The organism is Mycobacterium sp. 360MFTsu5.1 (assembly GCF_000383495.1).
In the GTDB taxonomy this organism is placed as follows: domain Bacteria; phylum Actinomycetota; class Actinomycetes; order Mycobacteriales; family Mycobacteriaceae; genus Mycobacterium; species Mycobacterium mucogenicum_B.
In genome coordinates, this window is record NZ_KB911482.1 from 13,202 (window position 1) to 28,053 (window position 14,852).

The following is a 14,852-nucleotide window of genomic DNA, read 5'->3' on the forward strand; positions in this document are numbered from 1 at the left end:
CCTGCAGCGACACGCTAGATAACAACAGTCAGCGCCGTCGCTTCTGCATCAGAAATATGCAGAAACACTAAAATTACTCGAAGAATAACAATTACCCCATTAGCACAGCTGATTATCAGGTTTAACGTCTGTATAGACAGCACCATGCGTCAATTGCGAACCATTTTGTGAGCGGAATCAGTCCGTTCGCACAACAGGATCGAGGTGGGTATGAGCGGGCACCTATTTGTTCGTGCGGTCGCCATATCCGGCGTCCTCGCGATCTCCCAACTGTCGTTGGCGATCTCCGAGGCAAACGCCGAACCCAACTGGGACGCCATCGCCCAGTGCGAATCAGGGGGCAACTGGTCGGCCAACACCGGCAACGGCTACTACGGCGGACTCCAATTCAGCCCCGGCACGTGGACCGCCAACGGCGGCACCGGCTCACCGGCAGCGGCCAGCCGCGGAGAACAGATCCGCGTGGCGCGAAATGTCATGAAAACACAGGGAATCGGCGCATGGCCGGTGTGCGGAAGCGCGGCCGGACAGGCTCAGGCGCCCAACGTCTGCCGCACTCTCGTGCAGTTCATCCCGCTGTCGAACCTGCCGTTCCTGTGCCGGACGCTGCTCAGCGTCTTCCGCTGACGGCAGGAGTGCTACCGACTACCCAGCAGGGCGAGTTCCTGCTCGGTGACCAAGCGTTCCATCTCGGCGCGGTAGGCCTGGTCGTCGGACGGACGACGGGTGACGGCGGCGGTGACCTGCGCGACGATGCGTTCCACCTTGCGAGCTGTAGACATTGGACGCTCCCAACCACGAACTGAATGACCTGACTGCCCTCAAGCCACTCTGATCACACTGGTCTACACGCGTCACATTTTGGAAACGGCTGCATCACATGTCGCACACGTTGGCGTGGCGTGCGCGTGTCGCGCCCAGTCCTCGTGAGACCGTGCCGCGCCCTGCCGTTACGACGCCCGTCAGGCGGCGTCGGCCCGTAGTGCCGCCAACAGCGCCGGGGCCGCTTCGTCGAAGAAACTGTCCTGAGCGTCTCCGCCGATCTGCACGAGCGCGATGTCGGTGAACCCGGCGTCCCGGTAGGCGCTGACGGCTTCCACGACGGCGTCGATGTCGGGGCCACACGGAATCTGATCCGCCACGTCCTCGGGTCGCACGAATCGCGTCGCGGCATCAAATGCCTTGGGGTTGGGCAGTTCCGCGTTCGTCGGCCATCCGCCGCCGAACCATCGGAACTGTTCGTGTGCCCGCTGCACGGCCTTGTCGCGATCTCTGTCCCAGCAGATCGGCAACTGCGCGACGGCACGCCCCGTCGTCTCCAGGCCCTGCACCCGACGCTCATTGAGCCACTGGTCCACGATCGGTTTGTCGGGCGAAACGTCGATCATGAAATCGGCGAAGTCAGCCAACCGCCCGACGGCCTTCTCCCCCGTCATCGAGATGCCGATCGGCACGGGATCGGCCGGCAGATCCCACAGCCGCGCGGCATCGACCTGGAAGTACTCGCCCTTGTGATTGACAACGGCGCCGTCGAGGAGCTGACGAATGATCTTCGTCGCCTCGCACAACATGTCGAGCCGACGCTCGTAGGCCGGCCATCCCTGGCCCGCCACGTGTTCATTGAGGTTCTCACCAGTGCCCAGGCCGAGCAGGAACCGGCCGTCCGCCAGAATCTGTGCCGTCGCCGCCTGTTGTGCGACGACGGTCGGGTGGTACCGCATCGTCGGGCACGTGACGTAGGAACAGAGCTCCACCCGGCTGGTCGCATGCGCCACGGCGCCAAGAACCAGCCAGGCGTTCGGCGCATGCCCCTGCGATACCAGCCACGGCGAGTAGTGGTCACTGCAGACTTCGAAGTCGAAGCCCACTTCCTCGGCCCGAACAGCATGTCTGACAAGCTCTTTCGGGCCGCACTGCTCCGTCATCAGGGTGTAGCCGAATGAAGTCATACGCGCGCCTCTCCGCTGTAGCGCCAACTACTGATCCTGCTGGTTCGCGCGCTCCCGCGCTTCCGCCGCCTTCGCGGCCGCCCGGGCGGATTCCGCCTCGGCTTCCCGCTTGGCCGCATCGCGCTGCGCTTCGCCCTTGTCCTGCTGCGCCTGTCCCTCACGGAACAGGTCGTCGCGGCCGACGAGCGCACCGAGCAACGTCTTCACCTTGCCTTTGATGCCTTCGACAACACCCTTGGCAGCTTCTTCCGGACCGCTCTTACCCATGAGCTCCTCTTTCCGGTCGTGGTTTCGCGGCGGCCGGGTCATCCAGCCGCCATTGGATGGGTTCCCCGACCTTCGGATGCGAAACATCGGCCTCCACGGCTGCGAAACATCGTCAGGCGTGCGGGCCGAGGGAGAAGACTCAGTCCCCCAGCGACGCCAGGTAACGGATGCCGCCGATGCCGGGCAGGAAGAAGTAGCCGCCGCCCTTCATCGTGGTGAAGGCCGGAAGTCCCTTGTGCACCTTGCGGATCGGCCGTTTCGGGACGGTGAAGTCGAGCGTGCCGTCCTGCGTGCCGCAGATCGGATCGTGTTCGTTGCCGAGCTCATGGAACGCCTTGTCGTTGATCCAGACGTTCTGCGCAAACTCGAACTGGCGCACCAGGTCTGCACAGATGATGAAGGCCGCGATGCCGCGGTCGACACCGTCGTCCGGCGCGCCGTCGGGCAGCGCCGGGCCGTACGTCGCACCGCGCCGGATCATCCGCCGACGATTCATGTAGTGCGCGGTGTCCCGCGGATTGAGCCGCCGTGCGTGCGCCCCCAGCGGGCACGCGTAGCCGAACGGATCTTCTTCCTTGTAGTTGAAGTCGTTGTTGCGCATCGGATCCGCCCCCAACTCGGGGTCGTCCTTGTCCGGCGCCAGTACCAGCGGGGCGCCGCTGCGCCACCGGCCCATGAACTTGGCAGCCAGCAGCTCTTCGCCCTCCGGGCTGTCCGCGTTCTGGCGCAGGTACTCGCGAAAGACGCCGACGTGCTCCTCGAGCCTGCGGTACGCCATGTAGCTGCCGTTGCGCGAAAGCACCTCGGGCTGAGGCAGATCCACCACCGGGCCGTTCTCGTCGTCGTACCCGAGAATGAACTCCCCGGGCTCCAACGGGTCGCCCGAGCCCGGTGTCGGCTCCTCCCCCGACCCCTTCATGACAGGTTGCGACAACCGGTCCCGGAATCCGAAGTGATCGTGGGCGTAGTTGAACGGCGGCGTGGCATTGAGATCCAGGTACGACAGGCTGCGCACGCCGTCGGTGCGCGCGAGCAGATCGTCATGCGCCGCGATGGACTTCGCATTCTGTTCGTCCGTGCGGGAGAACAGGATTGCGATGGCGTGCAGGTCGTCGCCCGCCAGCCCGCCGACCCAGTGCTCCGGCGCTGCGGGCCCGATGTCACCCAGAATGGCGGCCCGCGAGGCCATGCCCTCCCGGAACGCGTCGGGGAACGTCGCCAAGGACTCTTCGGGTACGCCCAGCGCGCGCAGGCCATTCCAGGTGAACGCCAACGTGACCCAACGATCGGACTCGTCCATCGTGGCCTTGGCGTCGGTCGCGGACTGCACCTTGTCCTGCATCTGCGACAACCACGCCCGGCCGCCCTCAGGGGTGTCGAACGTCAGGAACTCGTAGCGCCCGGTGAGCGCCGGCGTCCGAGTCAGCAGGATGTGCTGAATGTCGTCGAACTCGAGCATTACTGCATTTGATCGAGCATCGTCGAGAACGCCGCCTTGAGCCGCAACGCCTTCTTGATCTCGTCCGCGGTCACGTAGGGGTACTCGCCGTACTCAAGGAAGCTCGGCTGCTGATGGTCGCGAACGAATTTGATGAATGCGTCGGTGTTGGTCCGCCAATCCTCCGGGAAGCCTTCGAGATTGGTGAACACTGTCGTGATGCCGGTCGCGCTGAACAGTGCCACCGCGTCCTCGGTGTACTTGTCGAAATCGGTGTCGAAGATGCCCATGTACTGGAAATGCAGACCCGAGCCGACGTCGAAAAGGTTCCAGCGCAGGTAGTGCAGACGCAGCGGTGCCAACGCCTCCGGACTGGCCTTGATGGTCTCCTCGATGGTCTTGCCGTACGCCCTGACCACTTCCTCGCGGCCCTCTTTCACCTTCGCGATGATCGAGAAGCCGTAGCAGGCCGGGGTCTTCGGGAACACCGGGCCGTAGCGGCCCCGCACCTCCTCGAAGTAGCCCTCCTTGGGGATCGCCATGGCGGCCGGCTTGGTCCAATCCTGGCTGTTCTCGCTCATATTGACCCCTTCGTCACGCATACTCGACATGGCGGACCGTACCACCGCCGCCATGCCTCACGCGTCGATTGTGGTCCGGTCGCTCAGCAAACCGCACCAAGGATTAACACAGCCTGAACAACGCAATAATCGCGCAACCGCTTCTTGAGCGGCAACGCCCAATTATGCTCAGCCGACACCGGTTCCGCGCACCGGCAGCGTGCCGATCACCGCGAGCCAGCCGTTCGAAGGAAGAAGACCATGCGACTTCAGCAGCGCTCCCTGAGTTTGGGTCTGGCGCTCACGTTTGTGCCCATCGGCCTCAGTGCGGCAGCACCGGCCTCGGCCGACTGCACCGGCGCCGGATACGCCACCGTGTGCGCACAGGGTGACGTTCGAGGCGGCGGCCCGACGCCGCCCTCCGCGGCCTACCCGTCGTACTGCGCTGATCCCTGGTATTGCGACGACGGCTGGGGCGTGGACGTCGTCGTGCCCCTGCCCCCGCGCCCGCCGCTGCGCCCCGGTGGTGGCCCCGGCGGCGGTGGCGGTATCGGACCGCGTCGCTGATTCCCTTTATTTCGACAACCTCGAGGAGCAACCAAACATGAGAATCCGCAACATCATCGGTGCCGGCCTGATCGCCGGTGCGACGTTTATCGGCACGGCGACGACCGCCATCGCCGACCCGCCAGACTGCACGGCCGGCGACCTCGCCAATGTGATGTCCGGCGTGAACGCCGCGACCGCGTCATACCTTTTCACCCACCCGGACGTGAACGCGTTCTTCACGGGTCTCAAGGGCAAGACGCGGGACCAGATGCGCACCGATATCACCACGTACATGGATGCGAACCCGCAGGTGAAGACCGAAATCGAGGGCATCCGCCAGCCCGCGGCCGACTTCCGCGCGCGCTGCAACGCACCGATGCCTGACGGCCCGATGAACTGACGGGTATTCCGCGTCAAACCGCAGGTCGACACCATCGATTCGCGTTAGAGTTTCGCCAGCCATTCCGCCGCTCGCCGCAGGGCGGGCGGCGGATTTCGCCCGAGAGGAGCTCGACGCCGTGAGAACTTCCGTGAAGATCGCCAGCGCAATCGGGGCCAGCACATTGGCCGTCCTGGCAGCGGCCGGCTGCAGTAGCGATTCCAAGTCGAAGGAGTCCTCCACCTCTGCATCATCGGCGAGTTCTTCAGCGAGTTCGACGTCGAGTTCCGCTGCGGCCCAACCGGCTGACTACAGCGCACTGCTGATCAAGGGCACAGACCTTGTCGCGCCGGAGGTGTTCACCGCGAGCGCCCCGGTCCAGAACCCCAACGGCCAGCCCGGCGTCGCAGCATCTTTCAGCAACCCTGACAGCACCCACGTGGTCGGCGACACGATCCTGGTCCTGGCCGACCCCGCCGCCGCATCCAGTGCTCTGGAGGCGGCCAAGGGCGCGCTCGGCAGCAATGTCACCGGTGGGACCCCCGCCCCGATGAACGTCGGGAGCGGCGGCACCTCGGTGTCCGGGACCTCCCCCGACGGCGCCAAATCGGTGACGGTCGTGCTCTTCACCGAGGGCAAGGCTTTCGTGACTCTCGAATTCGACGGCCCCGCCGGCGCCGACGCACCGCCCGACTTCGTCGCCGACGTCAGTCAGAAGCAGGCCGCGGCGATCAAGAACGGGCTGCACTGACGAGATCCACCCCATAACCGCAGCCATCACTCCCCAATATTGGGATCGGTAGCGGCCTCTGTGTTGTGTCCTTGCTCTGTAGGCGTCCCAAACGGATTCCAATCGGTGCGCCGTAGCGTCCCGAGGCGGTCACCGCTGACCGCATCCGACGACGGACTTCCTACCGAGTAGTGACCGAAACAACGAGAGGCTGCAATGACTGAGATACCACCAGGGAATTACCCTCCGCCGCCGGCCGGCGGCCTTCCGCCCGCAGGTGGACCGCCCAACAACAACCTGGTGCTGGGCATCCTCGTCACGATCTTCTGCTGCCTACCGTTCGGCATCGTGTCGATCGTCAAGGCGACTCAAGTCTCGGGTCTGTGGGCCCAGGGCCAGTTCCAAGCCGCGCAGACAGCCGCGGACGAGGCCAAGAAGTGGGCGACGTGGGGTGCGATCGCCGGCGCCGTGGTTCTCGTGATCTACCTGGTGTTCACATTCGTCATCGGCGCGGCGTCCTACGGGGCTGCGTTCACCTGATGTGACTCGTCGGTGGGCCGCGACACTCACACGAGTGCCTGCGGCCCACCGCCGAGCGAATACCCTGAAAGCCTTCTCCGACAACGGATTATCGAGCGGGCGCTCAGCTTGCGCAGTGGATGTGGAACTGCTCCCAACCGTTGGCCACCGTGGCATCGGAATGGATGGTGTCAGTGGTTCGTCCGCCACCGCCCACGGCCGTGAGGTAATGCCCGTCGATGGTGCCGATCGAATACACGGTCTGGCCGCCCGGAGCCGACGGAAGCTTGGTGATGGTGAACTTCTCCCAACCCTGCAACTGCGTGGCGTCGGAGTGGATGACGTCGGTGGTTCGTCCGCCACCGCCCACGGCCGTGAGGTAGTGCCCATCAAAGGCGCGGATACCGTAGTGCGTTCCGTCACCGGCGTCGACGAGTGCGAAGGTCTCCCATGACCCGACCCGCACTGCGTCGGTGTGGATTACGTCGAACGACGGCTGGCCGAGTCCCGTCAACCCGCCGCTGTTGACCGCCGTCACATAGTGCCCATTGGCGGTCTTGAATGTGCAGTTGGTCTTCGTCGGGGTGGCCGCCGAGGCCACACCGGACAAGCCCACGGCCATGATGGCCATCGCCGAAACGCCGACGGCGGCGAGAAGTCGCCTGTGCTTGCGCATCGACGTCGGTTTCGGCGCGGACGGCTGGGGGTGGATATCGGCAACCATGAAGTGCTCCTTCGATGTGATCGGAGTCCTGGTTGGACCCCTTACACAGGTAGGAGCACCGAGTCCCGAAAGAGGGGACACTTTTTCACGAACTGCCCTGGGGCCTGCAGGCCGCCGAGCATCACACCCGAACAGTCACCTCTGTCAGCGCGCGGTCGATGACATTGAGCGCCCGGACCGACGCCCGGACCGGGCCTGGCCGCATCTCCGGTAGACCGACGTCGAAAAGAGCTGTATCACTGCGCTTCTCAGACGTGTTCGGATCGTCACCAGCAACCAGCTTCCGAATGCCGGTCACCGCGGCACCCGCGCGCGCCGCCGCCTGGTGGAGGGCCTCGTCGGCGCCGTCGGGAACTTGCGCACCGTGTGCCGCGGTGACCCCCGCCCGCGCCAACGCGTGGGCCGAGCGGTTCGCGACCTGCAGACCGCGCATCATGCGCCGGACCCCATGCCGGAGCTCCGAAAGTGGCCCCATCTGAAGCGGTTTGCCGGCCGTGACGGCTTCCTTCAGCGCGTTGTCCATCCGGCGGGTGTCGGCAACCAGATCGCCTGCATCGCCTGCATCGAGTACCGCCGTTACCGCGGTGTCGATCACCCGCTCCATCTGGTCGAGGTAGTCGTTGACCTTCGCGGCGAAGGTGGCCCGGGTCTTGGTGGAGAAGACGAAATACGCGGACGCGATACCCACCAGGCTTCCCACTGCTGTTTCCGCGATGCGCACCTCGAGCACCTGGGCACTGAAATTGCCCAGGAGGCCATACAACATCGCCAGCAGAACCGTGACGAAGAAGGTCAACCAGAAGTAGGCGACGGTCGCGAGGTAGAACGCGAAGAACACGCAGACCACCAGGACGACGATCTGCAGCGCCGGATTGTGCCCGATCTCCGCGGCGAGCAGCACACCCGCCACCACCCCGGCGATGGTGCCGACGATGCGATGACCTGCGCGCGAAAGGATCTCGCCGCGCGTCGTGACACCCGTGAACACCAGGAAGGCCGTCAGCACCGCCCAATATCCACGATCGGGTGAGATCAGGTTGCCCAGAACCGTTGCGGCACTGGTTGCCACCGCGACTTGAATCGCCGATTTGGTGCTGGGATTGAGTCCGGTCGGCGCGTCCTGATCGTCGTCAGCGTCGGTCCCGGCCGCGGCGATGTCGTCGTCGCTGATGCCGCGGGCGTTGGTCGTGATGTGGTGAATTGCCAAGTGCGCCTGCATAGCCCGGTACGCCGTCGCCGTCGCGACGCCCGCCGAGGTCGACAGGTCGGCCTTGTCGGCCGCCGCGGCCCCCAGCCGTCGGGCCTGCCGCAGCTGTTCGTCGGTGGGGTTGTTGTCCAGGCAGATGCGCAGCGCTGCAACCGCGTCGACCAGACCCTCGGGCCACGGCTCATCCTGGTCCAGCCCCCACAGGAACGACGCCGCCTGCTCCAGCATGATCTGTGCCTCGAACACCCGCAGCGCCAGGTCCTTGCTGGTGACGCTGAGGGACTTCGCGGCCTCATGCCGGTCCAGCCAGTCGTCGATGAGCAGCGCCGTCTCACCGAGCTGGTCGAGTTGGTGCCGTGCGACGTCGACGCTCACCTCGCCGCGCCGGGTGGCGACGTCGAGTGTCGAGAGCGACGCGGCGCGCAGCGCCGACAGGAGGCGACGTGCCTCGACGCGCGGCCGCTCCGGAAACAGCAGCACGTGCACCGCCAGCGACGACAGGATTCCCACCGCAACCGCGACCGCCAGCACCGGAATCTGATGCACCGGGGTCCGCAGGAACATCACGAAGAAGTACGAGATGAACGCGACCATCCCGAGCGCGTTTCCGCGCGGGCCGTACCTCCGCACCCATACCGCGGCGAAGAGCACGGCGATGAAGCCGACGTCGACGATCTTCCCGTGGGGCACCAGGAGTGCGGCCAAGGCCATGGCGCCGATCGCCGGGAAGAACAGCAGCAGCGTCGTGATGTTGCGGCTGCGCTGGTCTCGGTCCTTGACGGCGGCCGAGGCCTGCATCGCCACCACCGCGCCCAGCATCGCGACCGTCACCGGCTGGCCGGCCGCACGGGTGAACGCCAGCATCGCGCCGATCGCCAGCAGCAGCGAGAACGTGGTCGCCGCCGCGCTCCGCAGCCTGATGTGCCCCGGATCGGCGGCGCTGAGGACACTCGCTCTCCGTACCGCCGCCAATAACTGCACAGGTCAATTCTCCTGCACCAACCTGGGTGCCATCGGTGCCGGCCGATTCCGCGCCGCGACAGCGCGTATCGCCCCGAATCCCACGTGACATCAGCAACCGGTATCGCGTTGCTGGATTTGCACGTCCGCGGGAATATGCTCCTGCCACAAAGCCTGGCTATCATCACCTCGATGTGGCGTTTATGGGTACAGAAGGCGCGCGACTCGCGCTGGGGTACGGCTGCCGCATCACTTTTGCTGACGATCGGCTACGTCGTCTTCGGCAGGTTGGCTTTCGAGGTGTCGGTGGAGCACGACAACGTCACCAGCGTGATGTTCGCGCCCGAAGGCATCGCACTCGCGTTCTGCATTCTCTTCGGCCGGCGCGTGACGTGGGGCGTACTACTCGGCCAGTCGATCTTGTCCATCTGGACCGGGCCTTCGGTGCTGGGCGGAGCGTTGATCGGCGCCGTCAACAGCCTGGAGTGCATGCTCGGTGCCGCACTCTTCCAGCGGTGGCGCATCTCGCCTCGCTTCGACTCGCCGCGTGACGTCGGGCTGTTCGCGGTCCTGGTCTTCTTGGTGCTGCAGCCGCTCAGCGCCACCGGTGGCGTCGCGGCAATGTGGTGGTTGGGAACCATCCCGTCCGGGTTGATGCCCGACAATTGGGACGCCCTGCTGGTCCATGGCGCACAGCGTCAGTTGACCGACGTCAGCCAGATTCCGGAAGCCTGGACGCACTGGTGGATCGGGAACTCGGTAGGGCAGTTGCTCGTCACGCCATTGCTGTTGGCATGGGCGGCCACCGACACCGGTGCGGGGCGACAGCGCCGTACAGACCGAACCGATCTCGTGGTCAGCGCAGTGACGATCGCCGTCAGCGGCGTACTGATGGCCGTCCTGCCCATCGATCCGCTGTTGATCCTCGGCATGACCTATCCACTGGTCATCTGGGTCGGTCTGCGGCGAGGTCTGCGCGGTGTCACCAGCGCCAACGCGTTGATCGCGCCGGCGGTGTTCTGGGCGGCCACGACCGCGAACAACCTGTTGGCCAAGATCAGCCTGCCCGGGCGCCTCGCCACTGTCGGCCTCTTCGTCGCCACGACCTGGTGCATCTTCTCGATGATGTTGTTCTCGCTGCTCGAACAGCGGCGCCGGATGGCCGAGAAACTCGGGATGCTGGCCCGTCAGGACCCCTTGGTGCCGCTGGCGAATCGGCGCTATTTCGTGGAACAGCTGACCAACCGGATCGCATCGGCTGCTGCCGACAGAACACCGCTGGCCGCAGTGGTGTTCGACGTCGACAACTTCAAGCAGGTCAACGATCAATACGGACACACCATCGGCGATCGGATACTCACGGCGATCGCCACCACGTGCCAATCGTTGGTCCGCGAACATGATCTGGCTGCCCGCATCGGTGGCGAAGAATTCGCAGTGCTGCTGTCCGGAACAGATGCCGATGGAGCCGAGCAATTCGGCGAACGGTTGAGATCGGCGGTCGCAGCTCTGGCGGTTGAGGGCCGCCAGGTGACGGTCAGCGTAGGCGTCAGCGTCCTCCATGCCGACGACTCGCTCGATGACTTCCTCAATCGCGCCGATGCCGCGCTGTACACCGCGAAGCGGGCGGGCCGGAATCGCGTTGTGGTCGCCGAATTCTCGAATGTTCCCGGCACCCTGCGCCACACCCGCATCAACCCGTTCCTGCCGACCGTGGCACCGCTGACGGAACAACCCAGGCAGCCGTAACGCACCGGACTCGCTGTGCGCCGCATTCCTGCTTCGCAGCGTTGCCAACCGGCGTAGGTTACCGTCGTGGCGCGTCGCAAAGGTGGACTGACCAGCAGGTTGATCAGCGCTGCCATCGCATCGCGGCTAAGTCGCGATGAGGAAGCCGGCGGCATGACGCTGCCGAACGTGAGGCTGTGGCTCGGCGGCGAACGCAACCAGCCGCTGGGTGATTCTGTTGTTCTGCAAGTGCGTTCGGCCGGCCTGCCCTGCGACGTGATCGCCACCGGCGAGATCGACGTTGCCCGCCGGATGCGCCAACCCCGCACACTTCATCTGCGCCCCGCCATGCTGAACCTGCCGCCGTTGCGCAAAGCCACTCTCGCCGTGGAGATTCCGCCCGTCGCCCAACGCAAGGCCGCTCGCGCGTTGAAGCGAGGCGAACCCGTTATCGCGGTGATCGAAGTCGAAGCCACCGACAGTCGGGGTAGTTCGGCGCGAGTCAAACGGCGGATATCGCTGAGTCCGCCGCGTCAGCGAGTTTGAGTAGGGCGGGCGGGGCTGGGTGTCAAGGATCAGCCGAAGCAGGTGTAAAGCATCAGCCGAAACACTGTCAGGCATCACCCGACAAAGAAATGTCAGCCATCAGCCGACGTCATACAGCCTTTGAGTAGGGCGGGCGGGGCTCGAACCCGCGACCAAGGGATTATGAGTCCCCGGCTCTAACCAACTGAGCTACCGCCCCATCGCGAAGATCGCGGCCACCATGTTCGCATGGCGCCACGGGAGGACGCGCCACGGGCTGATAATCGGGGCGTAGGGAAGGACGACGATGGCGACCGACGAGGTGGGCACCGGACTGCCGTGGGTCGACGCCATCGCAGCGTCGTTTCCACGTCATTCGTTCGACGACTTCCACACCCACGAACTGCCCGCCCTCAACGCGCGACACGGCGCTCTCGTCGTCGACGACCTCGCCGACGTCCCGCCGCTCGCCTTCCAACTCCCCGACGGCACGACCTACACCTGGCACGCAACACCGGCAGGCGTGCAGGCCACCGGCGGTGACACCGGCGCCACCCTGGTGGAGCTCGACGAGACCACGCTCTCGGCGTTCCTGAACCGACTGCTCTCCGCGTCCGGTGCCGTCCGTACCGAGCGGGCGCGGCTGGCACGCGGCACGTTGCAGGACTGGCAGCGCTGGGAGCCAGCCACCCAGACCCTCCTGACCGGCACCCCGATCTACACCGCCGCGGTGCGGGACACGCTGATCGACCGGGACGGTCGGCCGCTCGATCTGCACCAGACCTTCACCGTCGACGACGACATCGAAGACCTGCGCCACTTCTTCAACGTCGCCGGCTACCTGCACATCCGCGGCGTCTACAGCCCCGACGAGGTCGCCGCGTGGGGCGCGGAAGTCGAGACAGTCCGGGCCATGACCACACCCGGCGATCCGTTCTCGTGGTGGTCGCTGAACTCCAGCGGGGCCGAAATCGTCACGCGCATCAACTATCTGGGCCGCTACTCCGACGTCCTACAGGCGCTGTGTACAGAACCACGCACCACCGCGTACGCCCGACTGGCGGGCCCAGAGCTGCGAGTCTGCGACGACCGGCTCGACGGCCCAATGGTTTTCATCAAGAACTCCGACGTGGTCAAAGGCGACGGTGATCTGGGCTGGCACGTCGACGACGGCATCGGCGGACACCCCGTCATGTGCCCGCTCATCCAGGCGGGCATCCAGCTCGACCACGCCAACGGAGCCAACGGTCAGTTGATGGTGCTGGCCGGCTCGCACCGATATACCAAGCACTGGCTGCAGTGGGGCCGCGAGGGCGACCTGCCCGTCGTCAAGCTCGACACCGAACCCGGCGATCTCACACTGCATTACGGCGACATCATGCACAGCACTCCCCCGCCGACCGCACCGAATGCCGGCCGCCGAGTCCTCTACTACAAGTTCGCCGAGGAGAAGACGTTCGAGTGGATTCCCGCGGGATGCCACTACAACGACGCCCTCTTCCGCGCCGACGCGACGGGCAAGGTGTCCAGTCGCGCCGCAACACACTGAGGGCGCCAAACCAGCACCAGGCATCATGTTGAGCGTGACCGGCTCTCATTCGTTCGACAAAGCCCTCGACCTGCAGCCCGTCGATGACACGCGCATGCGTGGTCAGACGCACCCGGACTGGGCGAACATGGTCGGCCCGTTCGGCGGCATCACCGCGGCGACGCTGTTGCACGCGGTCGAGCTGCGGCCCGACCGCATCGGTGAACCGCTGGCGCTCACGGTCAACTTCGCGGCGCCCATCGCCGACGGCGAGTTCGACATCTCGCTGAAGCCGGCCCGCACCAACCGCACGAACCAGCACTGGATCGCCGAACTCAGCCAGGACGGCGACATCAAGACCACGGCCACCATGGTTTTCGGCATCCGCCGCGACACCTGGTCGGACGACGAGTCGCGCATGCCGAGTACGCCTGGACCCGAAGGGATCGAAATCAGCGGTCCTCCCCTGCCGTGGGTCAGCCAGTACGACATGCGTTTCACCGAAAACCCTTTTCCGGCAGAGGATGCCGAGCCCAGTGAGTCGTCGCGGACGACGCTGTGGGTGCGGGACGCCAACGAGCGCGGCATCGACTTCGCCGCCCTGGCCGCGATGTCCGACATCTTCTATCCCCGGGTTTTCCTGCGGCGCGGTGGATTCTTTCCGGCCGGCACGATCTCACTCACCACGTACTTCCATGCCAATGGGCAGGAGCTCGAAAGCATCGGCGGTGATTACGTGTTGGGCAGTGCGCACGCAAATCGCTTCTCGGACGGGTACTTCGACCAGAGTGCGCATGTGTGGGCTCGCGATGGCGCGCTGCTCGCCAGTACCCACCAGATCGTCTACTTCAAGGGCTGACGCGCTACGGGCGCTACGCCGTCGAAGGAGTCGAGCGGCACTCACTGCGTCTCCGCGAGTCGCATCGTCAACGAGCGATTCGTAGCGGCGCACGTAGCATTGCCGTCGCGGTTTTGGATGCCGCGGCGGAATGCCGGATCAGTTTGCGGGACTGCCACTTTCGCCATCGGCGTCCTGACCCTCGGCCGGGTACAACGTGGGGTGGTGATATTGGTTGGTCCGTGGTTGGCCGACGTCCAACAGTGGTGGTGGGGTCCAGTGGGCGCGGCCGTTTTGCATGGTGGTGCTCCAGCCGCCGGTGTCGGCGAGGCGATTGTCGCAGCCGCAGGCGAGGGCGAGGTTGGTGATGTCGGTGGGGCCATCATCGCGCCAGTCGGTGTCGACGTGATGGGCCTGAGAACGCGAGGCGGGGACGGTGCAGTTGGGTTTGGTGCAGCCGTGGTCGCGGGCGAAGAGGGCGAATCGTTGCGCCACAGTGGCGGTGCGACGCGCGCGGCCCATGTACAGCGGTTGTTCGGTGTGGTCGTCAAAGACGACGAGGTAGTGGTCGGCGCCGCGGGCAGCCATGCGGATGAGATCGCAGATCGGTAACCGGCTGCCGGTGAGGGTGAGTGCGTGGCCGGTGCCGCGCTCCAATTCGGCGACAGTGCAGGTGGCCGCGATGGCGACAGGTAGGCCGTTGTGGTCGCCGAGGTCGGTTCCGAGGGCGATGCGGCCCATGGCGGCGAGGGCGTCGTGGTTGCGTTGGTCGGTGCTGCGGGTGTCGTTGTCGATCTGGGCCTGGGTGGGGATGCCGGACTGGCACGGGGTGGGGTCGGCGGGGTTGCACATGCCGGGGGCGCCGAGTTTGTCTTGGACTGCTTCGAGGGTGGCGCGTGCTTCGGGGTCGAGCCAGCCGTCCACTTTGGACATGCCGTCGGGTTGTTGTTT

17 protein-coding genes and 1 tRNA gene are annotated in these 14,852 nt (G+C 65.5%); 9 read left to right on the forward strand and 9 right to left on the reverse strand.

The genetic code is table 11. The features are described from left to right. Positions 1 to 210: 210 nt before the first annotated feature. On the forward strand, positions 211 to 627 hold the full coding sequence (locus H289_RS34115) for a transglycosylase family protein (protein WP_020104397.1): 417 nt from the start codon (positions 211 to 213) through the stop codon (positions 625 to 627). Positions 628 to 638: 11 nt separating this feature from the next. Here the strand turns inward: H289_RS34115 and H289_RS33265 are convergent, their stop codons facing one another. The 5 genes from H289_RS33265 to H289_RS0129155 all read right to left on the reverse strand — a co-directional run bounded on the left by H289_RS33265 (position 639) and on the right by H289_RS0129155 (position 4,235). After that, entirely contained in the window at positions 639 to 782 is a 144-nt protein-coding gene (locus tag H289_RS33265) for a hypothetical protein (protein WP_155944305.1), read from the reverse strand. A 180-nt stretch (positions 783 to 962) separates the two neighbouring features. After that, complete coding sequence (locus tag H289_RS0129140) at positions 963 to 1,949, reverse strand: TIGR03557 family F420-dependent LLM class oxidoreductase (protein ID WP_020104399.1); 987 nt, start codon at positions 1,947 to 1,949, stop codon at positions 963 to 965. Between the two features lie 27 nt (positions 1,950 to 1,976). Then, positions 1,977 to 2,216, reverse strand: a complete 240-nt coding sequence (gene mbp1 / locus H289_RS0129145) for a microaggregate-binding protein 1 (RefSeq protein ID WP_029105910.1) — start codon at positions 2,214 to 2,216, stop codon at positions 1,977 to 1,979. Positions 2,217 to 2,355: 139 nt separating this feature from the next. Continuing rightward, positions 2,356 to 3,675, reverse strand: a complete 1,320-nt coding sequence (locus H289_RS0129150; protein WP_020104401.1) for a Dyp-type peroxidase — start codon at positions 3,673 to 3,675, stop codon at positions 2,356 to 2,358. Then, positions 3,675 to 4,235, reverse strand: a complete 561-nt coding sequence (locus tag H289_RS0129155) for a hypothetical protein (protein WP_029105911.1) — start codon at positions 4,233 to 4,235, stop codon at positions 3,675 to 3,677. Before H289_RS0129155 ends, H289_RS0129150 begins: the two co-directional genes overlap by 1 nt. 240 nt (positions 4,236 to 4,475) lie before the next feature. Between H289_RS0129155 and H289_RS0129160 the strand changes: the two genes are divergently transcribed. From H289_RS0129160 to H289_RS0129175, 4 genes are all read left to right on the forward strand, one after another. Next, positions 4,476 to 4,781, forward strand: coding sequence for a hypothetical protein (locus H289_RS0129160; protein ID WP_020104403.1), 306 nt, complete (start codon positions 4,476 to 4,478; stop codon positions 4,779 to 4,781). A gap of 37 nt (positions 4,782 to 4,818) precedes the next feature. Continuing rightward, positions 4,819 to 5,163 carry a heme-binding protein gene (locus H289_RS0129165; RefSeq protein WP_029105912.1) on the forward strand — a complete coding sequence of 115 codons (345 nt, stop codon included), beginning with the start codon at positions 4,819 to 4,821 and terminating at the stop codon, positions 5,161 to 5,163. 118 nt (positions 5,164 to 5,281) lie between these two features. Further along, the gene (locus H289_RS0129170) at positions 5,282 to 5,893 is read left to right on the forward strand and encodes a hypothetical protein (RefSeq protein WP_036421794.1); all 612 of its coding nucleotides are present in this window, start codon (positions 5,282 to 5,284) and stop codon (positions 5,891 to 5,893) included. A 195-nt stretch (positions 5,894 to 6,088) separates the two neighbouring features. Then, entirely contained in the window at positions 6,089 to 6,412 is a 324-nt protein-coding gene (locus H289_RS0129175; RefSeq protein ID WP_029105914.1) for a CD225/dispanin family protein, read from the forward strand. Between the two features lie 103 nt (positions 6,413 to 6,515). Here H289_RS0129175 and H289_RS0129180 read toward each other — a convergent pair whose 3' ends face one another. Beyond that, on the reverse strand, positions 6,516 to 7,115 hold the full coding sequence (locus H289_RS0129180; RefSeq protein WP_020104407.1) for a fascin domain-containing protein: 600 nt from the start codon (positions 7,113 to 7,115) through the stop codon (positions 6,516 to 6,518). A gap of 121 nt (positions 7,116 to 7,236) precedes the next feature. Continuing rightward, positions 7,237 to 9,303, reverse strand: a complete 2,067-nt coding sequence (locus tag H289_RS0129190; RefSeq protein WP_020104408.1) for an FUSC family protein — start codon at positions 9,301 to 9,303, stop codon at positions 7,237 to 7,239. A gap of 171 nt (positions 9,304 to 9,474) precedes the next feature. Here H289_RS0129190 and H289_RS31650 point away from each other — a divergent pair, with 171 nt between their 5' ends. Beyond that, positions 9,475 to 11,031 carry a sensor domain-containing diguanylate cyclase gene (locus tag H289_RS31650; RefSeq protein ID WP_196810105.1) on the forward strand — a complete coding sequence of 519 codons (1,557 nt, stop codon included), beginning with the start codon at positions 9,475 to 9,477 and terminating at the stop codon, positions 11,029 to 11,031. A gap of 153 nt (positions 11,032 to 11,184) precedes the next feature. Continuing rightward, complete coding sequence (locus H289_RS0129200) at positions 11,185 to 11,556, forward strand: hypothetical protein (RefSeq protein WP_020104410.1); 372 nt, start codon at positions 11,185 to 11,187, stop codon at positions 11,554 to 11,556. A gap of 125 nt (positions 11,557 to 11,681) precedes the next feature. Here H289_RS0129200 and H289_RS0129205 read toward each other — a convergent pair. Continuing rightward, positions 11,682 to 11,755, reverse strand: a tRNA-Ile gene (locus H289_RS0129205). Between the two features lie 87 nt (positions 11,756 to 11,842). Between H289_RS0129205 and H289_RS0129215 the strand changes: the two genes are divergently transcribed. Together H289_RS0129215 and H289_RS0129220 are read left to right on the forward strand one after the other, a co-directional pair. Next, a complete protein-coding gene (locus H289_RS0129215) occupies positions 11,843 to 13,084 on the forward strand; it encodes a phytanoyl-CoA dioxygenase family protein (RefSeq protein WP_020104411.1) in 1,242 nt (413 codons plus the stop codon). 34 nt (positions 13,085 to 13,118) lie between these two features. Next, positions 13,119 to 13,922: an acyl-CoA thioesterase gene (locus H289_RS0129220; RefSeq protein WP_029105916.1), complete on the forward strand. Its 804-nt coding sequence runs from the start codon at positions 13,119 to 13,121 to the stop codon at positions 13,920 to 13,922. A gap of 138 nt (positions 13,923 to 14,060) precedes the next feature. Here H289_RS0129220 and H289_RS31655 read toward each other — a convergent pair. Then, the coding region (locus H289_RS31655; RefSeq protein WP_020104413.1) for an HNH endonuclease signature motif containing protein at positions 14,061 to 14,852 on the reverse strand (792 nt) is incomplete at its 5' end.